35 protein-coding genes and 1 pseudogene are annotated in these 26,170 nt (G+C 35.2%); 3 read left to right on the forward strand and 33 right to left on the reverse strand.

Annotated features, from left to right (window positions below; translation table 11 throughout):
* Nucleotides 1-67 precede the first annotated feature (67 nt).
* A complete protein-coding gene (locus ACIQYS_RS08070) occupies nt 68-1,129 on the reverse strand; it encodes a citrate/2-methylcitrate synthase (RefSeq protein WP_402977347.1) in 1,062 nt (353 codons plus the stop codon).
* A gap of 103 nt (nt 1,130-1,232) precedes the next feature.
* Here ACIQYS_RS08070 and ACIQYS_RS08075 point away from each other — a divergent pair, with 103 nt between their 5' ends.
* Nucleotides 1,233-2,114, forward strand: a complete 882-nt coding sequence (locus ACIQYS_RS08075; RefSeq protein ID WP_402977350.1) for a LysR family transcriptional regulator — start codon at nt 1,233-1,235, stop codon at nt 2,112-2,114.
* Between the two features lie 57 nt (nt 2,115-2,171).
* Here the strand turns inward: ACIQYS_RS08075 and ACIQYS_RS08080 are convergent.
* The 10 genes and pseudogenes from ACIQYS_RS08080 to ACIQYS_RS08125 all read right to left on the reverse strand — a co-directional run bounded on the left by ACIQYS_RS08080 (nt 2,172) and on the right by ACIQYS_RS08125 (nt 7,681).
* A pseudogene (locus ACIQYS_RS08080) lies at nt 2,172-2,844 on the reverse strand (alpha/beta fold hydrolase).
* Between the two features lie 65 nt (nt 2,845-2,909).
* Nucleotides 2,910-3,152, reverse strand: coding sequence for a hypothetical protein (locus ACIQYS_RS08085; RefSeq protein WP_402977353.1), 243 nt, complete (start codon nt 3,150-3,152; stop codon nt 2,910-2,912).
* A gap of 179 nt (nt 3,153-3,331) precedes the next feature.
* Complete coding sequence (gene arsC / locus ACIQYS_RS08090; protein WP_402977356.1) at nt 3,332-3,748, reverse strand: arsenate reductase (thioredoxin); 417 nt, start codon at nt 3,746-3,748, stop codon at nt 3,332-3,334.
* A 14-nt stretch (nt 3,749-3,762) separates the two neighbouring features.
* Nucleotides 3,763-5,058, reverse strand: a complete 1,296-nt coding sequence (locus ACIQYS_RS08095) for an arsenic transporter (RefSeq protein WP_402977362.1) — start codon at nt 5,056-5,058, stop codon at nt 3,763-3,765.
* 71 nt (nt 5,059-5,129) lie between these two features.
* Nucleotides 5,130-5,579, reverse strand: coding sequence for a MarR family winged helix-turn-helix transcriptional regulator (locus ACIQYS_RS08100; protein ID WP_402977371.1), 450 nt, complete (start codon nt 5,577-5,579; stop codon nt 5,130-5,132).
* Between the two features lie 72 nt (nt 5,580-5,651).
* Nucleotides 5,652-6,017: a YybH family protein gene (locus ACIQYS_RS08105; RefSeq protein ID WP_402977375.1), complete on the reverse strand. Its 366-nt coding sequence runs from the start codon at nt 6,015-6,017 to the stop codon at nt 5,652-5,654.
* A gap of 25 nt (nt 6,018-6,042) precedes the next feature.
* Nucleotides 6,043-6,465, reverse strand: coding sequence for a GNAT family N-acetyltransferase (locus tag ACIQYS_RS08110; protein WP_402977381.1), 423 nt, complete (start codon nt 6,463-6,465; stop codon nt 6,043-6,045).
* Nucleotides 6,466-6,481: 16 nt separating this feature from the next.
* Nucleotides 6,482-6,979, reverse strand: a complete 498-nt coding sequence (locus ACIQYS_RS08115; protein ID WP_402977384.1) for a hypothetical protein — start codon at nt 6,977-6,979, stop codon at nt 6,482-6,484.
* 16 nt (nt 6,980-6,995) lie between these two features.
* Nucleotides 6,996-7,478, reverse strand: coding sequence for a hypothetical protein (locus ACIQYS_RS08120; protein WP_402977387.1), 483 nt, complete (start codon nt 7,476-7,478; stop codon nt 6,996-6,998).
* Nucleotides 7,475-7,681, reverse strand: a complete 207-nt coding sequence (locus ACIQYS_RS08125; protein WP_402977389.1) for a helix-turn-helix transcriptional regulator — start codon at nt 7,679-7,681, stop codon at nt 7,475-7,477. Before ACIQYS_RS08125 ends, ACIQYS_RS08120 begins: the two co-directional genes overlap by 4 nt.
* Nucleotides 7,682-7,957: 276 nt before the next feature.
* On the opposite strand from ACIQYS_RS08125, the gene ACIQYS_RS08130 reads away from it, so the two are divergent.
* Entirely contained in the window at nt 7,958-9,154 is a 1,197-nt protein-coding gene (locus tag ACIQYS_RS08130; protein WP_402977393.1) for an oxalate decarboxylase family bicupin, read from the forward strand.
* Between the two features lie 194 nt (nt 9,155-9,348).
* Nucleotides 9,349-9,822, forward strand: a complete 474-nt coding sequence (locus tag ACIQYS_RS08135; protein WP_402977396.1) for a ribosomal maturation YjgA family protein — start codon at nt 9,349-9,351, stop codon at nt 9,820-9,822.
* A gap of 232 nt (nt 9,823-10,054) precedes the next feature.
* Here the strand turns inward: ACIQYS_RS08135 and ACIQYS_RS08140 are convergent, their stop codons facing one another.
* The 22 genes from ACIQYS_RS08140 to ACIQYS_RS08245 all read right to left on the reverse strand — a co-directional run bounded on the left by ACIQYS_RS08140 (nt 10,055) and on the right by ACIQYS_RS08245 (nt 26,061).
* A complete protein-coding gene (locus ACIQYS_RS08140; RefSeq protein WP_402977399.1) occupies nt 10,055-10,633 on the reverse strand; it encodes an aminoglycoside 6-adenylyltransferase in 579 nt (192 codons plus the stop codon).
* Nucleotides 10,634-10,652: 19 nt separating this feature from the next.
* Nucleotides 10,653-11,087: a hypothetical protein gene (locus ACIQYS_RS08145; RefSeq protein WP_402977402.1), complete on the reverse strand. Its 435-nt coding sequence runs from the start codon at nt 11,085-11,087 to the stop codon at nt 10,653-10,655.
* Nucleotides 11,088-11,252: 165 nt separating this feature from the next.
* Nucleotides 11,253-11,636, reverse strand: coding sequence for a hypothetical protein (locus ACIQYS_RS08150; protein ID WP_402977405.1), 384 nt, complete (start codon nt 11,634-11,636; stop codon nt 11,253-11,255).
* Nucleotides 11,637-11,697: 61 nt separating this feature from the next.
* The gene (locus tag ACIQYS_RS08155; RefSeq protein WP_402977408.1) at nt 11,698-12,408 is read right to left on the reverse strand and encodes a class I SAM-dependent methyltransferase; all 711 of its coding nucleotides are present in this window, start codon (nt 12,406-12,408) and stop codon (nt 11,698-11,700) included.
* Nucleotides 12,409-12,433: 25 nt separating this feature from the next.
* Nucleotides 12,434-13,543, reverse strand: coding sequence for a DUF1835 domain-containing protein (locus tag ACIQYS_RS08160; protein WP_402977411.1), 1,110 nt, complete (start codon nt 13,541-13,543; stop codon nt 12,434-12,436).
* 616 nt (nt 13,544-14,159) lie between these two features.
* The gene (locus tag ACIQYS_RS08165; RefSeq protein WP_402977414.1) at nt 14,160-14,696 is read right to left on the reverse strand and encodes a DinB family protein; all 537 of its coding nucleotides are present in this window, start codon (nt 14,694-14,696) and stop codon (nt 14,160-14,162) included.
* Between the two features lie 47 nt (nt 14,697-14,743).
* Entirely contained in the window at nt 14,744-15,331 is a 588-nt protein-coding gene (locus ACIQYS_RS08170) for a GNAT family N-acetyltransferase (RefSeq protein WP_402977417.1), read from the reverse strand.
* 27 nt (nt 15,332-15,358) lie between these two features.
* Nucleotides 15,359-15,859, reverse strand: coding sequence for an NUDIX hydrolase (locus tag ACIQYS_RS08175; protein WP_402977422.1), 501 nt, complete (start codon nt 15,857-15,859; stop codon nt 15,359-15,361).
* A 278-nt stretch (nt 15,860-16,137) separates the two neighbouring features.
* Nucleotides 16,138-16,488 carry a hypothetical protein gene (locus ACIQYS_RS08180; protein WP_402977427.1) on the reverse strand — a complete coding sequence of 117 codons (351 nt, stop codon included), beginning with the start codon at nt 16,486-16,488 and terminating at the stop codon, nt 16,138-16,140.
* A gap of 40 nt (nt 16,489-16,528) precedes the next feature.
* Nucleotides 16,529-17,266 (reverse strand): hypothetical protein, encoded by a 738-nt coding sequence (locus ACIQYS_RS08185; protein WP_402977430.1) that lies wholly within the window; start codon nt 17,264-17,266, stop codon nt 16,529-16,531.
* Nucleotides 17,267-17,301: 35 nt separating this feature from the next.
* Nucleotides 17,302-17,946, reverse strand: coding sequence for an alpha/beta family hydrolase (locus ACIQYS_RS08190; protein WP_402977433.1), 645 nt, complete (start codon nt 17,944-17,946; stop codon nt 17,302-17,304).
* A gap of 86 nt (nt 17,947-18,032) precedes the next feature.
* Nucleotides 18,033-18,833, reverse strand: a complete 801-nt coding sequence (locus tag ACIQYS_RS08195; RefSeq protein ID WP_402977436.1) for a class I SAM-dependent methyltransferase — start codon at nt 18,831-18,833, stop codon at nt 18,033-18,035.
* 25 nt (nt 18,834-18,858) lie between these two features.
* Nucleotides 18,859-19,743: an alpha/beta fold hydrolase gene (locus tag ACIQYS_RS08200; RefSeq protein WP_402977439.1), complete on the reverse strand. Its 885-nt coding sequence runs from the start codon at nt 19,741-19,743 to the stop codon at nt 18,859-18,861.
* 52 nt (nt 19,744-19,795) lie between these two features.
* Nucleotides 19,796-20,278 carry an NUDIX hydrolase gene (locus ACIQYS_RS08205; RefSeq protein WP_402977442.1) on the reverse strand — a complete coding sequence of 161 codons (483 nt, stop codon included), beginning with the start codon at nt 20,276-20,278 and terminating at the stop codon, nt 19,796-19,798.
* A 273-nt stretch (nt 20,279-20,551) separates the two neighbouring features.
* Nucleotides 20,552-21,232, reverse strand: coding sequence for a hypothetical protein (locus tag ACIQYS_RS08210; protein WP_402977445.1), 681 nt, complete (start codon nt 21,230-21,232; stop codon nt 20,552-20,554).
* Nucleotides 21,233-21,278: 46 nt separating this feature from the next.
* Nucleotides 21,279-21,722 (reverse strand): hypothetical protein, encoded by a 444-nt coding sequence (locus ACIQYS_RS08215; RefSeq protein ID WP_402977448.1) that lies wholly within the window; start codon nt 21,720-21,722, stop codon nt 21,279-21,281.
* A 6-nt stretch (nt 21,723-21,728) separates the two neighbouring features.
* The gene (locus tag ACIQYS_RS08220; RefSeq protein ID WP_402977451.1) at nt 21,729-22,766 is read right to left on the reverse strand and encodes a DUF1835 domain-containing protein; all 1,038 of its coding nucleotides are present in this window, start codon (nt 22,764-22,766) and stop codon (nt 21,729-21,731) included.
* Nucleotides 22,767-22,771: 5 nt separating this feature from the next.
* Nucleotides 22,772-23,176 carry a hypothetical protein gene (locus ACIQYS_RS08225; protein WP_402977454.1) on the reverse strand — a complete coding sequence of 135 codons (405 nt, stop codon included), beginning with the start codon at nt 23,174-23,176 and terminating at the stop codon, nt 22,772-22,774.
* 99 nt (nt 23,177-23,275) lie between these two features.
* A complete protein-coding gene (locus ACIQYS_RS08230) occupies nt 23,276-24,529 on the reverse strand; it encodes a Y-family DNA polymerase (protein ID WP_402977457.1) in 1,254 nt (417 codons plus the stop codon).
* 146 nt (nt 24,530-24,675) lie between these two features.
* Nucleotides 24,676-24,888, reverse strand: coding sequence for a DUF6366 family protein (locus ACIQYS_RS08235; protein ID WP_402977461.1), 213 nt, complete (start codon nt 24,886-24,888; stop codon nt 24,676-24,678).
* Nucleotides 24,889-24,944: 56 nt separating this feature from the next.
* Complete coding sequence (locus ACIQYS_RS08240; RefSeq protein ID WP_402977464.1) at nt 24,945-25,463, reverse strand: GrpB family protein; 519 nt, start codon at nt 25,461-25,463, stop codon at nt 24,945-24,947.
* Between the two features lie 67 nt (nt 25,464-25,530).
* Nucleotides 25,531-26,061 carry a DUF4269 domain-containing protein gene (locus ACIQYS_RS08245; protein WP_402977467.1) on the reverse strand — a complete coding sequence of 177 codons (531 nt, stop codon included), beginning with the start codon at nt 26,059-26,061 and terminating at the stop codon, nt 25,531-25,533.
* Between the last annotated feature and the right edge of the window lie 109 nt (nt 26,062-26,170).

A 26,170-nucleotide genomic window follows, 5' to 3' on the forward strand; every position in this document is an offset into this window, starting at 1 on the left:
TATCGCTTTAAATAAAACAAAAAAAGAGACATCAATTCATTTGTGAATTGTGTCCCGATTAGAATAGCTATTTTATTTCACCAACATATATGGATTGTGGTCGGAAAATAGTGTTGTCTTCTAACTGTTCAATTGCATGGGCAGTCCAACCAACCATTCTCGCTACACTGAACGTGGGAGTGAATAGCTCTGCCGGCATATTAATAGAACGCATAATGGCCGCTGCATAATATTCCACATTCGTATACAATTTACGACCTGGCTTGTGCTCAGCAAGCAATTCAATAATCTCTTTTTCGGCAATTGTTGCTAGGTCTAACCAGGCATCTCTTCCTTGTAACTTCAAACATTTTTCACGTAACAAAACAGAACGTGGATCCTCGGTTTTGTATATGCGATGACCGAACCCCATTATTTTTTCCCCATGTTTGATTTTATTCTCTACAATTGTTCGAATGGAGGAAGCATTTTCAAACTCATTTAGTAAATCAATTACTCCTGATGGAGCACCACCATGAAGAGGTCCTTTCATCGTGCCTAGCGCCGAAGTGACCGCTGCTGTTAAATCAGACTCGGTAGAAATTGTCACTCTAGCAGCGAAAGTAGAAGCATTCAATCCATGCTCCATTGTCAGTTTTAAATATGTCTCCAGTGCTTGCACTTGTACGTCACTCGGTATTATTCCATTTAACATCCACAAATAGTTGGCTGTGTGAGATAAATGTGGATCTGCTTCCACTATTGGTAGATTGTTTTGATTTCGGTAATGTCTTGTAATAATGATAGGTAGAGCCGTTGTGAGCATTACGGCTTGTTCTTCTATTGCTTTTTCTTTAAATTCTTTATGGGCATAAGCTGAAATTGCAGTCCTTATGGCATCCATTAATGTAATCTCTTTTGGGAGTGAATCAATTATGTTTCTTATATGATTCGGAAGTTCTCGATTCTTATTAAGGGAGGCTCTTGTCCGTTTTCCAGTCCAAAGGAAGCTTGCTAACTCTTCAAACGATAGATTCGGTACTAATTCCTCCACTTTCACTCCACGATACCTTAGCTCTCCTATTTCTCCTTCCACTGACGCAATATTCGTGTGCACTGCTACAATATCTTTTAATCCCCTATAGTACATATATAACCATCTCCTTTTAATTAGTTTATGACAGATAGTTGATAACGAAAATTAAATATATATAATTAAATTGATTAATAATTCTAATTAAAGGGGTGGAATAATGGAGTATCAGTGGCTTAAAACATTTTGTGTTGCTGCAGAAACGCTTAATTTCCGAAAAGCATCCGAAAAACTAATAATGTCTCAACCAAGCGTTACAGTTCATATACGGTTATTGGAAGAGCATTTAGGTATAGCCCTTTTTGACAGACAAAATAATCGAGTAACACTATCGGATGCTGGAAGGTTCTTTTTGCCTGAAGCCATGCAAATTGTGAAAAGTATAGAGAATAGTGTAAAGAGAGTACATGCATTTGCACAAGGCTACCGTCGTACTTGGAGTATAGCCATTTCCCCTCTCATGGCAGAGACGATTTTGCCAAATGTTTTACAGTCTTTTATGAAACTTCATCCAAATATTGAGATAAGTATTCGTGTAGAGGAATCCCATATGATTGAGGAATTAGTCGACCAAGGAGAAGTAAATATCGGGGTATCTGCACTAGATGCTAAGCGAAGAGACATACAATTCATTCCAATCTACAAAGATCCTATTTTATTCGTCATGCCTTCGGATGAGTATGATGAGGAGAGCGGTCCACCGATAGATGTACAAGAAGTTTTGAAAAAAAATTATCTATTTACGCATCATCATCCAGTCTTTTGGGATGATCTTCTATTAAAGTTAAACAAGCATGTTGTCGGTCTACGTACGATGAAAGTAACACAAGCGCATATTACGAAAAGATTTATCCAAGACGGCCTAGGTGTTTCTTTTCTGCCACATTCCATCGTCAGAAGAGAACTAATAGAAGGTAAAATAATGCAGCCACATTTTGACCTATTTGAACTACCTTCTGTCTCCACTTACATTATTGTAAAAAAGGAAGGTGATTTGGAAAAAGAATTCATCGACCGCATTTCCAAATATTATTTTAGATAAGAAAAAAGGGTTGCACGATAAATTGCTCGTGCTTCCCTTCGTAGTATGTATGAATTTTTACAATAAAGTTGTACCCTCTATTAGTACACTCTCCTCATTTATCCACGCTTCCAACATTCGATTAAAGAAAGTGGGATTTGCTAAGGGAACCCCGTGGCCAATATTTGATATGATTACACCTTTACAATTTGGGTTATTTTTAACAATATCCATGGCAGACTTTTTCATCACTGCTTTTTCCTTTTCCCCAACTGTAACTAGTATTTTCCCTTCACTTTTTTAAATTGTTCAGGCAGTTGAAAGGACATGTTTTCCTCTAAAATTCTAATGAGAGTTTCTGCCTTCATTTGACTACTTTCTTTATAATATTTGTTGAAGTAATCTTAATTTATATATAGTGTTTTGGATTGGATCTTTGAAAACGATTTATTTTTTATTAAAGGAAATGTTAATCGTATAGACGGACTAATTAGCTTCTTTGCCAATAGAAAGGGTCTCACTAAAGCACTATTTATAATGGCATGATCAACTAAATCTGGTTTTAAACTTAACATTTGAATCGTTATTTGAGCACCTAGTGAAAATCCAATAACAGTAATTTCTTTTCCTATCGCTTTTTCTTCTAATATCTCGATGAGTTTGTACTATGCCCTTGTTCTGGTAAATCTGGTACGATAAATAGCATAAGTGGTCCATTCTTATCTCCATATTCTTCATAGTGCACTAGCAAATCAATACCTTTCTCTTCAATTATCCGCTTACTAGGAAAAAGCGTCTTCACACATGTGAAAACGCTCAAATTGTTGCATTCTTTTTGAAAGTAAATATTTGTGAAAGTAAAAATGCGATTGTAGCAATAATTATTGTGCCTATTAAATAAATGGGAGAAGTATTTCCAAATTCCACTTCTGAATACACGCTAATTCCAGTCGAAGTTATATCTGGTGTATAAAACAATGTAAGTATCATACCTGACCCTATTTGCAAGACAAAAAATAATACAGTAAAACTTGTAATGAACAGCAAATATTTTTTCATGCTCTCACCTTCCTTCCTACTGTTTACGATCTATTCGGAATAAAGTTTCAAATGAGTCTTTCAAAAATCACCCTTAGTAGAAGCAACTTCTAAATAGGAGGTGGTTACTTCCAACCAACACAACTTTTCGTCCAACTTTCGTTAATTTTCTTCTTCCAAATCTCACTAAAACGAGAAAATCAATCTCTCTTTGTATTGGCAAATTGTGCGATTCTTTCCCCAATTTCATCTCGAACACGCTGGAAGAAAGCCCATTTTTCTGCTTCTGTTCCTTCTGCTGGATCATCAAAGCCCCAGTGCTCTCTTTTTACATGAGGTGGAGTCATTGGACATTTATCTGCAGCGTCTCCGCATAATGTAACAACTAAATCTGCATTGAGTAAGATGTCAGGATCAATAATATCCGAGGTTTGACCTGATATATCAATTTCAGTTTCCCTCATTGCTTTGACTGCATTCGGATTTAATCCATGTGCTTCGATACTAGCACTGTACACATTCCATTCTTCCCCTAAATATTTCTTTGCCCAGCCTTCTGCCATTTGGCTTCTGCAAGAGTTTCCTGTGCAAAGGAAGTATATTGTTTTTTTAGTCATCATTTCATTCCCCTCTAGAAATACAGTAATGTTAAATACAGTCCTAATAACGTAATAAATAAAATTGGAATCGTCAATACAATCCCTGTTTTGAAATAAGTGCCCCAAGAAATTTTAATATCTTTTTGAGATAAAACATGCAACCATACTAGTGTTGCTAGCGAACCAATAGGTGTGATTTTTGGTCCTAAATCCGAACCAATTACATTGGCATAAATAAGCGCTTCGCGTATTTGACCAGAAGTATTTGTTTCTGCTATCGCTAATGCATCAATCATCACGGTAGGCAAATTATTCATAACGGATGATAAAAATGCCGCGATGAAGCCCATGCCCATGGTCGCAATGAATAGGCCCTGGTTAGCAACCAATTGAACGACATTAGCTAGAGAACCCGTAAGCCAAGCGTTTCCCATTCCATATACAACTACGTACATTCCTATAGAGAAAAATACAATACTCCACGGTGCTCCCTTTATAACTGCTTTCGTATTCACTGCATGACTTCTTCTAGCCATTAATAAAAACAAAATTGCGATTACCCCCGCAATAATGGAGATAGGCATATCAATGAATTCACTAACAAAGTAACCGACAAGTAAGATGAATAAAACACCCCAGGATAGATGAAACATCCCAACATCTTTAATTGCTTCTGAAGGCTTTCGCAATTTCGATAAATCATACGTTTTCGGAATACTTTTTCTAAAATATAGGTAAAGTATCGTAATTGTTGCAGTTAATGAAAATAAATTGGGAATAACCATTCGATTAGCATATTCTGCAAATCCAATGCCAAAGAAGTCTACCGAAACAATATTCACCAAATTACTTACGACAAACGGCAAAGATGTCGTATCTGCAATAAACCCACTCGCCATAATGAACGGAAAAATCATCTGCTCTTTAAAATTCAAATGTCGAACCATCGCAAGTACAATAGGTGTTAATATAAGTGCCGCTCCATCATTGGCAAAAAACGCTGCCACAATTGCACCTAATATACTTACATAAACAAACATTTTCACGCCACTACCTTTAGCCGCTTTCACCATATGAAGTGCTGCCCACTCAAACAATCCAATTTCATCTAAAATCAGTGAAATAAGGATAATCGCAACAAAAGTTAATGTTGCATTCCATGTAATTCCTATTACTTCTTGTACATCTTGAATTCCTACAACTCCTACTAATAAAGCAACTAAAGCCCCGCCACATGCAGACCATCCAATAGATAAGTTCCTTGGCTGCCAAATGACTAATGTTAGTGTTAGAAGAAAAATCAAAGATGCTAAAATCGCATCTATCATTCAAAAGCCTCCATATCATTCATATATGTAATAATTCGTTTTTTATTTGCATAATGCAACTAACTTTCCATTCAACATAATGCAGAACTACACAATACATTTGAATTCTTCATAGCTTGATTTAATAATTCTAACGAACGAATGACTGTTTCACGCTCGAATTCATTCATATGCGAAAACACCTCATCCAAATACGCATTCATCGATTGATCGATTGATGTAGCAACGAATTTGCCTTGTACAGTTAGACTTAAAATGTAGATTCTCTTATCTTGTTCAGAAGGTGTTTTTTTTACTAATTCCATCTTCACTAATTTCTGAATTTGTCTACTAAAAGTTGTAATATCCATTGCTAATGTATCTGCAACTTGTTGCATAGAAGGTGCATGTTGTTTGTCTATTTCATAAATTATGTGACTTTGAACAGCTGAAATATCCACGCTTCCAATAGAACAACAATTTTTATTTAATAATCCAATTCGACGAGTTAGAACTTGGAACAATTCACGTTTATTTTCCATGACTTTCACCTCTACATTATTTATAAAACAATTACTTGTAAAGTGCAACTATTTTTTATTGTTACTTGCTTTCTATAAGCTACTCAAATGTTCATGAATTAGCTTCCACGACCCATTCTCTTCTTTTTTGAAGATGTTCGTTGCCCTCCCACTCCCTTTCACAAATTTACTTTTGTAATATCCTTCATATCGATACGTATAAATACATGTTGCGGATCCTTCGTCTACTGTAATCCACTTAACATCTTCGGCTGAATAGACTTCCTCTTTTATCAGATTCCATGCATTTTCGAAATAACTTTGTATTTCACTTACAGTTGTACAAGTTTTATCAGAAAACCAGTAAATTGCCTGTTCGTGAAGAACTTTTCTAACATTGTTAAAATCATGCGTATTTGTTGCACTTATATATTGATCTAATGCTTTTTCGTAGCTCATCGGAAAACCTCCTGTATATTTAACATTATTTTACTTTCTCTGTTCTTAAGCATTCGCACCAAAAACGTTCGACTCCTGGATATTTTTCTCCTAAGCTTGTAATAGTAAACCCAATATTTTTGTAAAAATTCACCGCATCTTGATCTGTTTCTGCAGAAATCATGGAGAGAGAATGTTTTTCAAAAATGAAATCTATCATTCTCTTCCCGATTCCAGCCCTTCTTTCAAATGGTGATACGGCAATCTGTTTAATTTCGCAGCTTTGTTGTTCTGTTAATTCGATTCCAATGCAGCCGATGAATTTATTATTAAGTTTATATCCGTATAATTTTCTGTTTTCATGTTGCTTATAAAGATCATATTCTGCATCAATTTTACTTACAGAAGTTGCATAAGCTAATAATTCTTTAACAGATCCGGGAAGTACATTTGTATATATTTCTTCCACTTCATGCACCTCCTCTTCACCGCGTATATAGCACTTTGTACGAAATAAAGTAAGTAACCAGACCAATGATCGGTAGAGCGGCAATGGCAAAAACTGCATATGAAAGAGCGTTATCCAAAGAATGAATAGCGAGCGGAAATGATGCTAACACAACGAAGGTTGCGACAATGATGACGGAAAACGCTGCCTTGGCCGACTTTCCTGTAATTTCGGATTCTCTTTCATCGTCAACAAGGTTCATTTCAGGAATGACTATTTCTTTCATTACGATTCTACCGCTATTCCGTTGTTTTGAATTAGAGTATGTGAACCAAACATTCAGCAAGACTAGGATGTAAAATGGAATAGAGTAATAAATCGAATAAATATGATTTGCCATATAAAAATCGTAACTTATCTGTTTATTCATAAGCATCTTTGAAAGTTGAGATGATTTCGCAGAAGGAAACATGTGCACTGCAAATGATATAATTAATAGATTGCGTAAAATAATAGTTATTAGTAAAGTCCTCATGGAATCCCCCTTAATTTTATTTAGCATGAAAGTATTTAAACGTTATTAAATAGATGATCAAACCAAAAACCGGTATCGAAGCGGTCGTAAATATTGGATACCACGGATAATCAAGAAAATAATTTGGTATAAACATATACGATCCAAGTAGTAGAAAAGTATAAAATAGAATAAAAACAAATGCATAACGAACCGCTTTTCCTGTAATCTCGACCGCACGTTCATCTGTGACATCATACTCCGATAAAATATATTCTTTCATCTTCGCATGTTTCTTTTTCTTCATAATTACATAATCAATCACATTGAAAACGGTCAGAAGTATGGCAATGATACCTAACAGATGACCTCTCCAAGTGGAGATATATACAGAAAATCCCTCGATGTAACCTCTTCCCATCATTTCAAAGTACATTTCAATTCTCACATAATCATAAACCATCAATGCAAGAGAAACATATAGCAAGCATCTTAAAATAACTGTGATATACATCCTCATTTCGTTTCCTCCTCTTTATAAAAAATTTGTTCAATCGGTTCTCCGAACACTTCCGCGATATTCATAGCGAGCAATAATGAAGGGGTATAACTCCCTTTTTCCAATGAAACAATTGTTTGTCTCGTTACGCCAGTTTTTTCCGCTAGGTCACCCTGCGTCAAATTGAATCTAGCCCTTAATTCCTTTACTCGATTTTTTAGCAAGCTGCTCCCTCCAAACGTTCTCCTGTTATTGTATAGTTAATTCGTCTTTTTGTATAGTCTATTTTACTTTTTGATTAGTTGACTTTACCTCGAAGGCATTAAAAAAAAGACTGAACAAGTAAAATTACTGATTAGTCCTAGCATTTCCTTCTTTTATATATTTAAATTAGCCATCAAGAACTGATGAATAAAAAGTTCCTGTTTGAAGTAGACAGTCATTTACACAGAACCCGCATCATATATCAGATTATGTAAAGTATTCGATGAGAGGAGTCAATGAAATTGGATAGTTCTAAAGAAAATCGAGATATATACGATAATATCCCACAGCCCATCCGAAATGACGGTGCTGGAGGATATGATACTGGCCCACGGGATATTATGCGAGATCTTGAAAACCCCGACTTGTTAGTTCCACCTGAAACGGATACTGGCTTGCTTTCTAACATGAAATTTTCGTTCTCAGATACCTTCATGACTTTAAATCTTGGGGGATGGTCGAGAGAAGTCACTGTTAGAGAACTTCCCATTGCGAAAACTCTGGCAGGAGTCAATATGAGCTTGACCCCCGGTGGCGTTAGAGAATTACATTGGCATCAACAAGCTGAATGGGCTTATATGATATTAGGTAGAGCGCGAATTACGGCAATTGATGCGGAGGGAAGGAATTTTATTGCCGATATAGGCCCAGGAGATCTTTGGTACTTTCCCGCTGGGCTTCCACATTCCATTCAAGGGTTAGAACACTGCGAATTCCTGCTTGTTTTCGATGACGGTACCTTTTCTGATCTTAACACCTTGTCTATTTCCGATTGGTTTGCCCACACTCCCAAAGATGTGCTGTCTGCCAATTTTGGAGTACCAATTAGTGCCTTTGATCACATACCTTCTAAGCAGGTCTATATCTATCAAGACAAGGTTCCCGGTCCGCTCGAAAGTGAAATGATCCAGTCCCCTTACGGAACTATTCCCAGTAGTTTCAAGCATCAACTGCTCGCACAAAAACCACTTCTAATCCCTGGAGGAAGTGTACGAATCGTAGACTCTTCCAATTTTCCTATCTCTAAAAATATTGCAGCGGCACTTGTTGAGATTGAACCGGGAGCAATGAGAGAGCTACATTGGCACCCAAATAATGATGAGTGGCAGTATTATCTTTCAGGGCAAGGACGTATGACCGTATTTGCTGGTAATGGTACAGCCCGTACATTTGATTATCGAGCTGGGGACGTCGGTTATGTCCCATTTGCTAATGGGCACTACATTCAGAATATAGGTGATCAAACTTTATGGTTTTTGGAAATGTTCAAAAGCGATCGATTTGTTGATGTGTCACTTAACCAATGGATGGCGCTTACCCCTCGCGACTTAGTAAGAGACAATTTGCATGTTGGACCAGAATTATTAGATGTGCTACGTCAAGTGAAGTATCCGGTCGTCAAATATCCGGGGTTTAGCTATTATCCTAAGTAACAATTAATCAAGTGTATTTTTCTTTATCATCACGCACTGAAGAAAAAATAAAAAGGTCCTGCATACATTCGCAGGACCTTTACTATTTTGTAACCATACTCATGTATAAACCTCATAATCGAGCCTTGCTTCCATCCTCTAATACTTGTATATTGAACATAAATGAATATCATTATATATAAAAGAGTGAACCAATGACTACTAAAAATGGATGTATCACCTTGCGTTACCGTAAAATGAGGATAACTTATATAATTGTAATTGTTATCACCATTTTCTTAGGACTAGCCTCCAGAAAATACAGCCACTTTCTTTCGCCATTTATGGCGCAAAACGCTGGAGATGTGATTTGGGCTATGATGGTCTATTTTGGATTCCGATTCCTTCTCGAACGTAAAATCTTGCTCATAGCGACTTTGCTTAGTCTCTTTTTTAGCTTTAGTATTGAATTCAGCCAATTGTACCAAGGAGATTGGATCAAACAAATACGTGGTACTTTGCTCGGGGCTTTAATCTTTGGCAAAGGATTTCTTCTGGTAGATCTGTTGCGATATACAATGGGAATTATGTTAGCGACTTTCTTGGATAAAGTGTCGCTTGTATTCATCAGCGAATATTTTTCAAAAAATCGATCGAATGAAAATGAAACAAGAAATAAGTTCCGTTAACTGGTAATTCTTATTGAAAAATTCTTCTTTCGAGGTTATACTGCTGTAGAAAATGATTATATTAATAAAGACTGGCTAGTACTTCTACACAAACCAGTCTCTGTAATAAAATGATTCGTTTCAAAGGCGATCAGCAAATTACTTAGTAAACCGTCTTATGCTTGGGAGCTCAGGGGCGGTTTACTTTTTCTTTGAAAAAGTATACTACAACGCTAAGCCTTAGTAGAAAATATTAATAAATCTCACTTCCATCTGGAGATAAACGTTCTACACGTATTAAATATGCATTCACTTTTTTATCTTCTTCATACGGATAGTTGAAATCTAAATTATCAGCAACAAATATTGCGGTACTACGAAACAGATCGCACATTGCAAATAACGCTTTCCAAATACTCTCGTAACTTCCATTAGGATATGTAGATAGAACCTCCTGCCATTTCTCTTCTGAAAGATTCTTATCCTCTCTGCAATATTCGTCTTTTTTCTCTATAGGTATTAATGTCAAATCGATTCGATTACCATCTGTAAACAACATTAGATAAGTAAATCTATCGCCTAACTCAGGTGGAAACATAGACTTATTTTCGGGTGTTTGCATAATGATTCGCTCACCAAATATATCAATCCAGGTTGTATCATTTATAAAAGAATCCATTTCCGTCACAATATAAGCAATATCAAAGTCCTGAAAAATATCTTTTGGGGCGTTCGGATTTGTTCTTGATCCGTTCATTCCGACAGCACGAATTCGTTTGTCTTGTTCTGCTATTGTTAAAACTAAGTCCATGATTTGCTGTTCTGTCCGCATTTATTCACCTACTCTTACATTATTCAAGCTCATTCTCCATATGTTTTAGGTCATTTAAGTTTTTGTTTGTCGAATATTCTCTTTGATAGACACTGGTTTCGTTCTCTACCCAATATTGGTATGAAACTTCTGGTTCATTTTTAAAGATTACTGAAATATAGAATGGATTTAGATGTTCGTAACCATCTTCGCGATGAGGTACTGTTGAAATCTCCCATTCTTCGTTTGGGTAATGTTCTTCTAAATAACCATTTAACATTTCAACTTTCTTGTTAATTTGTGCATCAATCCAATAAGGACGAATGACATAAAATATACCGAACCCCACTGTCAAAACTAAACTTAATAATAAGCCATATTTACGGTACTTCCCTTTTAAAAATAGGGAGATGGTTAATACTGCTGCAATGACTATACCAACAATCATAAACTCTATTATTTCTATTGGATGCAACTTCCTCTACCTCACAGCTCTTCTTCTATATAAGAATACGCGTATAAATCAAATTAGCCCCAATTGCCGTTGAAAAACGGCTCGCTTCTTGACTAATGGCTAAGCTTGGGGTGTGTCTTTATGTATATCAAATTGAATTCGCATGGAACAAAGGACTTACTGATTCTATTGATTTTTCAAATGGAGGAGTTCTGACTTACCGTCCCATGTGATAATTACGGTGATTTCATCATCTTCCTTAGAACCTGAACAATCGTCACAAGAATGTCCTGCTAATTGCAAGACTCCCTCAAAGGAGGAGTTTCCATCTATTTTCAGTGAATACTGTGATGGATAGTCCAAATTATAGTGTATTTTCTTAGGAGTAGGTTCCTCACCGATATAAGTTATTGTAAATTCGGCAGCCTCCTTATTTTCATCAAACTTCTTCACTTGATAATTAACACTCCAATTGTCACTTTCATCAAGGAAATTCATTATTTTGTCTCCTGAACAAGCAGTTAAAAAGAAAATAGAAAAAAGAAGTAACATCAAAACTTTTTTAATCAATTAAGTTCCTCCCTATTTTTATTTTTAACTTGTTTTTTCATATACTTGATTTGTCAACAATCTATGCATATTTCACTGCTTTGACAATCATAAAATGGGGATTTTTCATCAGTTTTTCATATTTTTCTGGTTCTAGTATTTTAAAATCTCTTGTAGGTTGTGGTTCAATTAGCTTCTCAATGGAGAAATGCTCAAGCGTATCATTTATTATCATATGGAGCGGGCGACGGTAAAATGGAACCTCAATTAATTTCCCTTCTCTTCTCCATTGATCGATAATAAGTTCATTGGAAAAGTAATCACCATTCACGGAAAGTTTAATATCCATAAACGGGTGGTGGACTGAAAAAAGTAATGTCCCATTTGGTTTTAATATACGGCGAAACTCGTTAAAAGACTTGTTCCAATCCTTTACATAATGAAGCACTAAAGAACTCACGATTAAATCAAAAGATTTATCCTCAAAAGGAAGTGTATCTTCTAAGTCTAAACACAATATTTCCGCATTTTCTCCAACCCGTCTTTTAGTAGCCTCTACCATTTTAGGGCTAATATCAGTTGCTATTACAGTTGCACCTAGATTGACTAATTGTTCCGTATACCAACCAGCTGCACAGCCGGCATCCAAAACCTTCTTATTCTTTAAATCTGTGGGAAGTAAATGCATCATCGCTGGCCGTTCATACTCTGTGTTAAATAGACTTTTTGTATCTACATTATGTTCGTAATCATTAGCTAACTGGTTATAGGTTTCTCTCACTCTATTATTCATAATTCACCTCACGTTTTTTATATAATTAGTTTCGCTTTCTTATGCTATAATTCCACAATGATTTTGGTATTCCTTTTAGCTCAAGCATTCCACTATATATTAAATGCCTAATCCTATATTCTAAAAAGAAAATACCAACAAACTCATCCATTTGTACAAATAATTCTTCCAATACTCTCCCAATTTTGATGAAATCTTTGTTTCCTAGCTGTTCGTGTAGATTTTCTATTATATGTAAGATAAGCGAATCAAAATGATTTTCAGGCACGCCTATTATGTTACCATTGCTCCATATACGGAGTACTTCTTTCGTTTGGGCTAATGCTTCCCACTCTGATTCCAATTGAACTCGTTCCTTTTTAATTAATGGATTATTCGTTTTATTTATTTCAAACAGCTGTTTTAGATCCTTTGGTTCGATCTGACTTGTATCAAATATATGCTGCTGTTTATCTCTGGAAGTAATATGTTTGGCATAGAGATCAGTAGAGTTTATAAGAAATATCTCATTTGTTTTATGTCTTAGTAAGTATATTAGAAATCTCATGCATACTTGTTCACTTGCATTGTTGCCATACCAGATATAGATCGGAACTTGATATGATATATCTTCCAGCTCTCGCAGTGTATTTGTAAATTTAATGGGATACTCTACTTCTTGCTCGAAGTTAATATTTTCGATTAACCAATCTTTTCGATAGTTTTGCCCTATTTTTTCATCCAGTTTCCCCAATGGTCCAATGGAAAGGAAATCTGGGAAGCCTATAACAATCTTAGGCCTTTCTAGAACAACTCTTATGGATCCTGCTGCAGATTCAGATGAAACGATATGCACCGCGCTACCTGTACGTAACGGACGATTTTTTTGAATCTGTTTATTAATGAATTCTGCCATCACGATGATGTCATCATGCTCGGCAAAGAATGTTCTGCCTTCCATAGGATTGGATTCAAGATGATCAAACATATCAAATTCATTTTCGTGGTTTAAAACGAACGTTTCCCATCTATCACTTTCAAACAAATCCGAAACACCAATATAATTTTGTGTTTCCATTTTATAAACAAATACTATATTTGGCTCCATAAAGAAATAGATAAATGGATGATTCACTTTAGTTTTAATGACTACCACTCCTAATCTTTTAGAATGCAACTTTCTATCTATCTATTACGATTAATTTTTTTATAAGTTTCAATCTTCCGTTATTTTGTTCGGTAAAAGAACAAAAAAACACCTTGTTTACCATTGCTACCTATAAAGGATAGTTTGCACAATATATAAGTAATGCGTGGTAAGGATAGGATCTTAGGGTTTGTCGCGCTCGGGGTAGTCTTTGTCGTGTTCGCAGTGGATTTTGTCTCGTTCAACCATATACTGTAAGATTTGAAATTGATTAGCTGACAAATTTCGTGAATTCGAGCGGAAAGCGCCCGATTGCAGCGAAAATCGCAACGGTCACCTGATAAAGCTATTTATGACGCATTATTCCTATAAAGTAGATGCCTTGTGTTGTTGAGAGATAGTTAGCCACATGCCATAAATTTATAATTTCCTAAAGCATTAAAAAACGAAGGAAAGTTCCTTCGTTTTTTTAGTAACTTGATACAAGATTAAAAGTAATGCCTGATTGATATTATGAGATCCTAGTACCTTTAGTACAAACTAAAAGAATCCTTTTTTTGAAATGGTATTAAAAAGGATTCTATTATCCTCCTGTAACGCTAGTCAAAGGGAGTATATATGTGTTTTAGCCTTTTGGATATGCTTCATTACCAAAATATCTGTCTTTGATGATGTTGCAATGATGAAGCTCGTGGCCAGCTATAATAACTATTAATGCACGGACAGTTATTTCCGAATTATTGGCAGTCCCACGACGAAGCAAATCTTCCTTGGTTAAGCTTTGAATAAGATGAATGGTTGATTGGCGTACAATGTACAAATTTTGGAGTAGATCTTTTACTGACTGTTTATCAAATGATGCATTTTGGACATATTCCTCTTCGTTAAAACCAGGAAGAGAGGCGGTCTCCCCTCGCGCAATGGAAAGAAGTCTATACGCCATTATGTGCTCTGTATCAGCCATATGCCCAAGCACTTCTTTTATGCTCCATTTGCCAGAAGCGTAACGAAAATGAGCTTGATCATCAGAAATGTTCAATAGTAAGCCGATTGTCTTTTCCATTTGCTTTTCCAAAGTTTGGATTAAATCCCCTTCAGGCACTAATTTTACATAGCTTGAAAAATTCGGTGCGTACTCATCTTTCTCCAATAATCGGTGCATGTAAATTCTCCTTTATATTTAATACATTTATATATTCGGTAATTACTCTATTTATTCGTCGTACCAATTAAGTTGAGCGTCTTTTGAATAAGGTGAAAATCTTCTTTTATGATGGAGTACATATATAAATCATCGAATTTACCGCGTGTAAATTCATAATGTCTTAGCAAACCTTCTCTTTGAAAAACTTGTTTTTCTTCTAGTTTTTGTGATGGAAGATTATCTGGTTCAATTAATTCCTCAATTCGTTCTAACTGAAAATGCTCGTAACCATACTTAACAACTGCTCCCAATGCTTCACTTGCTATTCCTTTGCCCCAGTATTCTTTGCTTAATTCGTACCTAATTTCAGCTCGGTAATGTTTGGATTGCCTATTAAGAAAACCGCAACTTCCTATTACCTTACCAGAATCTTTTATGGTGATACCCCATCTGATTCCCGAACCTTCTTCGTATATAGATTTATACCATTTAATTTCATCCCATACGTCTTCTACTGTTTCAAAAGGTTCTAACCCCATAGGCTTCACAACATCATGATCAGCCAAATATGTATACATATCATGAGCATCGTCTATTGTTACTTCTCTTAAGATTAATCTGCTTGTTTCTATTATAGGAAATTCTTTTTCCATTGAATTTCTCTTCTATCAAACCCTTGATTATATTGGTTTTTTAATTTTTAGAGCTTCTTTTAAGATTAGCAGCGATAACTCGTGGTCATTCATCACATAAGGAAGTTCTTCTGGTTCAACCCAAATACGAGACATTGTTTCATTCTCTCGTAAAAATGGAAGGCACTCTTCGATGTCCATTCTATAAAATAATTGGTAACCTATTAATGGATACGGTCCAGCTTCTACATAGTGAGGGTTATCTTTGTGGTTGACTTCAATTGCACCAATATACTGTATTTTTCCCTTCACATAACCTTCTTCATATGCTTCCCTATGCAGCGCTTCTTCAGGAGTTTCACCAAATTCTATATGTCCACCTGGAATGTTAAATCCTCTTTTTTTCACCTGAACTAATAAAACTTTACCTTGGCTAAAACAATAACTATGAACACTTGTTACTATTTCACTTGTGCTCATGCGTTTGTTGGGATGCCATTGAAGACTGACTTTATGTCCTCCCCAATTAACATATATTTGATTATTCATGTATAATCTCCTCGTTGGCACAATGGTAAATTCACTATCATCATCACCTATATATTTTCAATCACATTTTATACCTCAAATTATAGAACACTCTATTTTGTGATCCGACACAACATGCTTAAATTGAATTTATGCCTATTTTGATTCTAAGTTAATATTCTTTTATACTACTAACTACGATTCTACAAGCGCTCTTCTAGAGACTAATGCAGGTAATCGGCTTCACTTATTACAATATTTATTAATTGAGTGCCATTTGCTTGACTTGATTTTTGTTTTTAACTATCAGATGTATTCTTGCAAACGTTCTGAATATGGGAATGTACATAATAACCATTTATTAATACATCACCTCCACTATATAAGTAAAAACTAATTATTTCATCTGATGATGTTTCAAGATTAATAGTATGTTCCACCGAAATATCCCATTCTTCCGTACCTTCCCGCTTACTCTTATTGATTTCATTAATAATTTTATCAATTAACTTATCGTCAGTAATGTCAATTATATTAGCATTCTCACAAGTAATTGATATCGAGACGATCTCTTCTGTTATGATAGGTTCAAGTGAATGACAAGAGCTTAATGCTAGCAATGTGGGAATAAGCAAAAGGATTTTTGACATTCAATTCCTCCTTCTTAATCGAATGGCTAAAATATATTTCCTAATTTAACTCAAAATACTCAGTCAGTGGCAATTTCCGTCCTTCTTTATGCCATTTTTGATACTCACCAAAAATCATATCAATATCATTATTAGCGCGAACTTCTACTAAAAATTTCACTGCAAGATAACTACGCCAATAATCATACATAATACTAGATAGGCTACCTTCATAGGAATTACTACCGAATTCATCTAAAGGGCTTATACCGTATTTTTCATTAAACACTTCCACTAGTGCCATCTCTACGTTTGTTATCTCCTCAAATTCTTCCTCCGTTAATAGAAGTTTTCTTGGCAAATACTGACACATTCCCTCTTCAAACCATATGCTGTCTCCTCGATCATCTTCAAATTCATCGATAAACAAATCAGAATGATGAGTTAGTTCGTGCGCCAATATCGTCATTAAATGGTTTTCTGAATAGTTTTCATAGAAATTTCGGATATGTGGAAGAGCCTTTCCGTCTAGTTGTTTCATAAAAAGCTGTCTCCAAGCTGGTAAATCCGGTGACATATAGATTATATCTTTATTTGTATAAGCTGGTATTGGTATGGTAGATAAAATGGTAGTAGCCAGTTCCTCGGTTGTCCACATTATCGCTTTTGGCATTTCAGACAACGAGTAATTTTCTTCCAATATTCGTTGATACTCCTTTAATTTTTTGCCGAATTTCTCAATAATATTTTGATATTTGGCATACTCATCTACCTTTTCGAACGCATATATCTGTTTCATACATAAAATTCCCTTCTTTATTTTACCTAGATCACTTATAACGTTTCCTTCAAGTTTTCTATTACTTTCATTAAAGTGGAAATTGAAGAAAGCGCATCAAACTCCTCGACATCTAAAGAATGGTTTGCACCATGGATTAACTCAATCCTAAAAGAGGTTTGCTTTTTTATTTGTTCTAATTGCTCTAAGTTGTAATGAGGATCTTTGTCTCCGATAACTATAAGGCCTTCATGCTTGCTTTTTAATAGATCTTTGTAAATTCTATCAAGTTTCAACAAAGGGGTAAGTAATATCATCTTTGACTTATTAAATACTTCTCTTTTCATAATATCGCTAATTATTGGAATTGTTCCAAGTGATTTCGCAAGGAAAATCGTTTCGTTATATGGAGAACTATTAAGAACATGATCCATAACAGGGTCTACATCGTTCATAATGATTTTAATTATATCTTCGAATGATTGTTCGAATAGTTCTTTTCCGTATGAATAGTGTATATGTACAACATCAATGTTCTTTTCTAGCATTGCCATAGTAGCGTAATAAAGTAATGGTTTGTCGTAGGTATATCCTGTACCTGCAAACATAAAACAGATACTTGTAGAACCTGTTTGAATATGCGTATATTCTATTTCCTTTTGACTATCCCTACTAAGTATAGTAATTTTATTACCTTTCATCAGTATTCCTCCTTTTTGGTTCTGGTAATAAGAAATCCAATTTTCCGTCTTTTAAATGACCAACATATCTAATTTCTGCTATGTATTTATTTGCTTTTTAAAGCGAGCTTGACGGATACATTTATTGGTTCTTTATAAATTCCAGTATTATCAAGTGCTAATAATTCTTCTTTTAAATGCTTTTCAAATGATTGGACGTTTTCACCTAGAAATCGTTTGGTACCATAAGAAGTGGAATATAGATTGCCCATTATAGTGTCCAATGTCCATACTTGTTCGTAAGTTGGTATCTCATGGATTTCTAAGTCGAATTTTGAATTTGCGATAATAGTTTGATGGCTAATTGTTGGATGTGAATATGTCGAGTTACCTGCTCTTCTTTCATTTCCATACCAATGCCTGACTACCTCTTCCACTTTCTCTTTCCAAGGTAAAAGCTCTTTATTTGAAGAATATGTATCAATAATGGCTATACCACCACCATAGGCAACCATTTCATATAATGTTTCTAGAACCTTTTCTCTATCCATCCAATGAAAAGCCTTTGCAATTGTCACCAATCGAAAAGTTTCATCTGATGAGTTGTCTTTATATGTATCAATATCACCATTAAACCATCTCACATTTTCCACTCTAATTTCTTTACTTAGGCGTATTGCTTCTTTAATCATTTCGGGCTCCGTATCGATGCCAACTATCCCTTCAAACCAATCAGAGAATCTGAATGCTAATTGGCCAGTTCCACATCCTAAATCGAGCATTTGACCGCTACCATCCAAAGAAAACTTTTCAATTAAAAACCTAATTAATGAAGCTGGATACATTGGTCTATAACGTGAGTAATAATTAGCTGTTCCTTTAAATAAATCTTTACCATAAGCTGACATTGGTCTTGCTGCCTCCTCTGACGTACTAGGCTTGTAAAAAGCCTAATACGTCACTTACAAATTTCTCTGTTTCCTCTAATTCCGGAAAATGCGCACTTTTATTAAATAAGATCCATTCACTGTTAGAAAGATTTCGATTTATTAAATTGGATATGGGGATTCCCGTATTTCGATCATAAACACCAGTGATGATTAATGTTTTATGATGAATATTGTTAAGCCGTTCATACAGTGGAGGAGATATCGGGTTTTCTTGCAAACCCGCTAACATAAGCCCTGTATTATGTAGATTACTTTCTTTTAACAACTGTCGAAACTTTTTAGCAACATCTGGATTCACAAAGAATAAACGGTCGATAGTTTCCTGATCAACAATTCCCCATATTTTACTGTATTTATTTTCAATTGAGGTATTTTCTTGAAGTATTTCTTCAATCTTATTTACTAGAGCTAGTTCTGCGACCGATAGGAATCCGGATATCTGTATCATATATTGCATCCTTAAATTTATTAAGCTAGGTCCGGATAAAATTAGTTTGTTAATGAGATCCGGAAAGGAAAAAGCAAATTCAAGTGCTAACTCTCCACCAAAAGAATAACCTAATAAATCAACTTTTTCGCTTTCTGTCCATTGAATAACTTTCCAAAAGTCGTCAACTAATTCATTAATACTATAAGCAGTATCGTCAATTGGTTTGCCGCTTCTACCGCTTCCTCGCTGCTCGTAGTATATTACTGTTCTATCTTGAGTGAGATGGGGACCGACAGTTCTTTCGAAAGCATAAAGATTTCCACCTGGGCCACCATGAATAATAATTAGAGGGATTGTGTTATTTTCTTTTCCCTCTACTTTTATCCAATGTTTTATTCCATTAATATCTATTTGATATTCGCCATTTTCAATATTCATAAATGCTCCTTTTGTTCCATTATGTAAAATATAGCAGCTTCTATTCCATTTTCTAAACAGTCCTATTCAATTTAATTTCAAACGTAGGATGAGTGACATATTCCATATAATTTATTTTCCCATCGAACTCCAAATAGGCTTTATATCGAGTGCGGATAGCTGGTGCTGTTACTAAATCAAGCACTTTCTCTTTCGCTATCCAGCGACTTTCTGATGTTTCCTCTGAAATAGCCAATTCACCACCCACAGGCTTACATTCATAATCTAGCATTAATTTTGTAGGAACATCCGTGACACCGTCGTAAAATTTATGAATTCCTGTATTTGAATAAACACCAATTAAGTTAGATACAACTACGTCTATCCCACTTTCCTCTTGTATCTCCCTGATTAAAGCGTCCATAAGGTTTTCTCCAACTTCTACTTGGCCGCCAGGAAACACCCAACCACCGTGATGAGTCTTCACCAAAAGAATATTTCCTTGTTCGTCCTCTACGATACCACCCACCGCTACAATATGTGTTGGCATTACCATTGCTTTAACCTCCTAAATATTACGTTTTCTCAAGAATAAATTTTGCAAATTTCATAAGTATCGTTTTGCTATACTTCTAAATCCCATTAGTTTAATAGAACCTGATGGCACTAACGCAAACAGAATTTAATGAGAACTTGTTGATTTTCATGGTTCATACATCCATACTCTCATCAGTTCTGTTTCTTTTGGCTATGTTAATGTTACTGATTGACATTGAATAAACCATACTCATTTTTTAATACAGTTTTCATTAATGGAAAAAGAATCCACTTATTCACCCATTATATAACCGATTACTTCATTTGTATCAGTGTCGACAAGTATTAACGGTGGGCCAACTACAACATTTTCTTTATCTTCAAATGACACGGATAATACCTCCTTACCTTCATAACTCTTATCTAAGAATACGTGTTTTTTATCAGCAATGATTTTAGTAATTGTTGCACTTTTCCATTCTTCATTAGCTCTATCATTCCAACCGTTTTCTTTTAAGAAATCCCATGCAATTCGTCTGACGTTTTCATAATTATCTTCCATTTCAGAGAATCTATCTCTTTCTATCAAGTATTCATTTAATTTATTTCTGTCGTTTGTTCTAAACACTTCTGATTCTGTATCAAACACGATAAATATTGATATTTTATCTATTTCTAATGCACTAATTTCTTTTTTACTTGGATTTTCGTTTATATAGTATCCCGCTACTTTATTTATGTTAGTTTGAATAACTGTATCCATAATTTCCTTTTCAATTTCTTGGGAAACTCCTAATATTGTAATGTAATATCTATCCTCATCGTCAGATAGCATAGATGAAATTATTTCTTCTTTACTACTACAACCTGTTATACCAATAAGGAAAACGATTAAAAATAATAATCGATACATTAAATAGAACAACCTCTCATTCTTCTCGATTTTATAGTGAATTGTACCAGGTTCTGACATAATTCAACGATAACCTGGTGCCTTTAACACTACTAATAAAGTGAACTTATTTAGTAGTCACCTTTTTATTCTCCAGTAAAAACGATTCTTCCAAGTCATCCCATTTTACAGTTACCTTGATCACTTCGTCTTCATTTACTTTTGCCGCACCTTTAGAACTTCCTTGTGATTTGAATACCACAGTTGTTGGAGGCTCCGTGAACTCCTCTGTTCTTTTACCACTACTGCTATTTGTGTCATAAGAATATTCCAACTTTTGCATAGAAGATAATTCTTCTAAAGTCCCTTTGTATTTTAAGGCAAATTCATAACTATCCTCGCTCGAATAAGTTTTTTTCCCGTTATCTTCGCCCCATTTTTCTGTTCCTTTATAGGAATATTCGGCTTCCCAATGTTCACTTTCTCCGGTAAATTTATAATCATTATTCATAGTTTCTGAGCAAGCTGTTAAAAGCATTACTATCAGTAATCCAGTAAGTATTTTTTTCAACTTAAGTCACTCCCTTTTTGTTGAATTAATATCCTCTTTCATTTTCACACTATAAAACCGCATTGCCTTTGGAACACCTTCTATTTCAAAAATTCCTTGTAATATCAGCTGCCGTACTCGATATTCTATGAATTGATCTCCGGTATATTGGTTGAGGTGTCCGATTACTTCTCCAATGAGTCGAGCTGATTTCATAAAATCGGGCTTCGTTTGTTCATTATGCAAATAACGAGCTTTTTCGATAATAAATGCATCGAAGTAACTTTCTGATACACTCTTAATTTGGTCGTCTTCCCAAATACGCAGTACTTCAGTTGTTTCCGCAAGTTTTTCCCATTCGTCTGCAAGTTTGTTGCGAGTATGTTCGGTTAGCGGTTGATCGTTTTTATTTGCAGCGTAAATTATTTTTAGATTTTCGGCACTTACTTCTCCGGTATTTCGAGGAAAGAATTCCTCCGGCGGTGTTGGCCAATGATTTTGATAGGAAGTATAAACATTGATAAGTCGAATTGTATTTTTCCTATTTTTAAGTGCATGAACGACAAGTCGAGCGCTGGTTTGTTCATGTGCATTGTTTGCTGTCCATATGTATATTGGTATGTGCTCTGGTATGTTACTTATTTCCGTTAATGTTTGTTGAAAATCCTCCAAGTAGGTAAGTGTGGACTGTTCGTCCAAATTAATATGTAAGTATAACCATTTCTTTCGTAGCTCCAGTCCTCTTTCAGTATGCAGCTGATGTACTGGGCCTATAGAAAATTGGTCGGAAAACCTAATCACTTTTTCATCTCTTGGCAGTGCTATCTTTAAGCTCCCCGCCGGAGAATCTCCAAATACAATATGTATAGTGTTATAATTTGTTTGCCCTGGCTTAGACGCAAATTGTAATAAGTCATGATACTCTTTTTTCAAATCCTCTAGAAATTTGTCTTCCGGATATTTCGTTTCCTCTAGTAGTTGAATTCGATACAAATGTTGTAATAACAGGGACTTTGCTTCCTGCTCCGATAATTTTTCTACGATATTTTTAATTTTATTTATCAATTAAATTACTCTCCTTTTGTTATTCTTTTTACAAAATTTCCACTTTCCATATTAAATAGATACGTATCCTCTTTTGTATAAATAATATAATGATCGATGGCTCTTTTAATTTCTTTTGTTTGAATCATTTTTTCCCCAGTTTCATTTTCAACTTTAGCTACCGCTTCTTTATATGTATAAGTTGGTAAAAACCCCAAAAAGAGAACGGTTAGAATAATTAGTCCGATTATTTGAGTAGCGATGACTCGTTTCCATTTTGTATTTCTAACAGATAAATAAGTAAAAATAACTCCACTTATACCTAAAAGGATTGCTCCTATTCCACATTTCCCCGTATCATCAGCAAAAAGCATCCATGCAGAAAGGATTATGGAAACTCCGCTCACACTGTACAAATATTTCTTTTCCATAGATTTCCTCCTCGTATAATTGTTCTACTTCGAGACTCGAAAGTCCTTCTAAAATAGGAAATAAAAAAGACCAAACGCATGCAAACGTTCAGCCTTCTATCATTTCTTATGCCCTCCAAGCAACCCCGCGCGTTTTCTTGCTGTTCCCGCCTCTGTATAGGAAACTGCACGCAATATTGCATTAGAGCCGTATTTACTTCGGAGATAATCCATTGTTTTTCCCAGTTCTCGCACTTTCCATTTGTCCTCTTCAAATAGGCTTAGTTGCATGGAGTATTCGGGTTCTAGATTCGTAATGGAAATCGACAGCTTGCGAACGGGTAGGTGATCATAAAATTCATCAAAAATTTGTTCACATACTTTATAAATGGTCATCGTGGCATTTGTTGGTTCATCGATTGAACGGGAACGATTAAATCCTCCACCAAATGCATTTTGACTGTAACTGATGGAAAGATGGACCGTCCTTCCGACCATTTCGGCTTCGCGAGCACGTCTCGCAACGTCTTCACACATTTCTAGCACAACGGTCATTATCTCCTCTTTTGACCCGTAATCACGAAACAACACTTGCCCCTTGCCGTAACTAATTTGTCCTTCTGCTAAAGGAGCACCCAGTTCTGACAAATCAATTCCCCACGCGTGGTGATATAGCTGATTTCCCATGACGCCAAACTTAGCCTCTAATGTCGCAAGCGATGTTTTTGCTAGTTGCCCAACACTAATAATCCCCATATTATTTAATGTTTTTTCTAAGCGGGATCCTATTCCCCACATTTTAGAAAGCGGAGTAATAGGCCATAGTTTTTTTGGCACATCTGCATATGTCCATTTCGCAAAGCCTGTTTTTTTCGCTTCCAAGTCCAGTGCAAGCTTCGCCATTAGCATATTGGGACCCATTCCAACCGCACATGGTAATTGAAACTGGTTATACAGTCCATCCTGCATTCGCTTAATCGTATTTTCTACTGGTCCCCATAATTTTTCGGTTCCTCCTAAATCGGCAAAGCATTCGTCGACGCTATACACATGAATTGCTTCACTTGGAACGAATTGATTTAAGTAACGAGTTATTTCCATGGAAACACGAACGAAAAATTCCATCTTCGGTTCGATTAAATGAATCGATGGATGATCGGGAATTTCAAATAGCCGTGTTCCTGTTTTTACTCCAAATTTCTTTTTCATCATGGGAGATGCCGCAAGCACAATACTTCCCTTTTGTTCTAAATTTCCGATTACCGCAATTGGTGTACGCATAATATCGAGTCCCGCATCCGCTGCCGCACAGCTCGCGAAAAAGCTTCGTATATCGATACATATAATTTTTCGGTCTTCTAAACCTTCATGCATCGTCTCTCTTCTCCTTTAACAAAGAACGTTTGTTCTCATTATATGCCGAACATTCGTTTTTATTCAAGAAGATTTTATTGGTAATAGACTAAAATAATTGGAAATAACTCAGCTGTAGTGAAAAGTTAGATGTTTAAGTAGAATCATTAGAAAAATAGTTTATATAAAACATATCCAACTATCAAAACAACGATTAATATCCCAGTACCTTTCCAACCCATACCACCAGTTAAATCAGTTAAATTCCCATTACTTGCTCTATTTAATGCATCGTGTAGAGAACCAGTCGGGTTATTTTTTAATTCACTTTGTCTTAATCGTTCTCTTTTTTCTTCAGGCGTTTCATTGTGATTATTCAAACTAAACACCTCCAAGTAAAACCATTAATTTCATGTTTTTTTAAACTCCTCAATTATTATTTTCGTTGACTTTCTGCAAACCAAAGGAGTGCTTTCTGTTCCATTTTCTTCACAAATGATTTTTTTGCTGGACTATATTCACTTGTGTTATCGAATTGTTGAACCAATTTTTCTTTAAAGCAACTGTACTTTTCTACTTCTTCTGGATGGGACTGCAGATAATCTCGAAATATTAAATGCCGTTCTATTTGAGGATTATCAATCTGATAAAAATGAATATGATGAGTTCTGTTTTCCCCACCTTTTCGAAATAACCTTCTACCTGTAATGCCCCATTCCCCCACAACATCATATCCAAGAGAATCCATTTTGTGGTTAAATAAATCAACCTTCTCTATGTCTTTCACGATACACATCATGTCGATTACAGGTTTTGCTTTCATACCTTGAACTGACGTACTCCCAAAATGTTCAAATCTGATTACATCGTCACCAAATATTGATTTAAGAAATTGAGCCTCAGTTTCAAACATTTGAACCCAATCCTCACTAAAGTCCGTAAGTCGAACTTTCATGTATATACCTCCTTCATGAAACCAATACCTTTGTTAAACTCTTGCAACTCATAGTGAAATAAGAAAGTTATATAATCCCCATACGTCTGCCGTAATTTAAAAGACTCTCATATGGATCTCCTTCTAATCCCAAAACTTTACAAAAAGCAGGCTCTGTTTTAAACCCTTGTATTTTTAGCTGTGTTACTTCAGCTCTTATGTTGGGAAACTGCTTTATTAAAGAGTTTTCAATTATCATATGAAGATAAGCATACTGTTCTTTTACGGACTGGGGTTGAGCAAATAATTCAAATTCGAATCCATCATAAATAAAATTTGCTTTAACTACTGAAACTTCTCTAATTAAAAGCCTTTTTATATGGAAGTTTTCTTTATCTCCATACAATGCTTCAACCCCTTTCTCATACGGCAAGAAGTCAACAACTTCCATAATAATATCTAAGTCGGAACCTACTACATCAATTCCAAGAGGAAACGTACCACAAAGTATAGGATTATACTCAGATAAGTTATCCATTATTCCTAAATTACTAATAGCTTTATAAGCACGAATTTGTTTTTCGTTCCCTAATTGTAAGTAATCTATTTTATCGAACATTCAAGCTCCCCCAAAGATAATTTTAGACTCTCTTATCATAACATTTCAAATTCCTTATTAAACTCGTTCGCTCAATAAGAGAAAGGCTTTACTCCTTTCTTGAAGTAAA

Source organism: Psychrobacillus sp. NPDC096426, assembly GCF_044762745.1.
GTDB lineage: Bacteria > Bacillota > Bacilli > Bacillales_A > Planococcaceae > Psychrobacillus.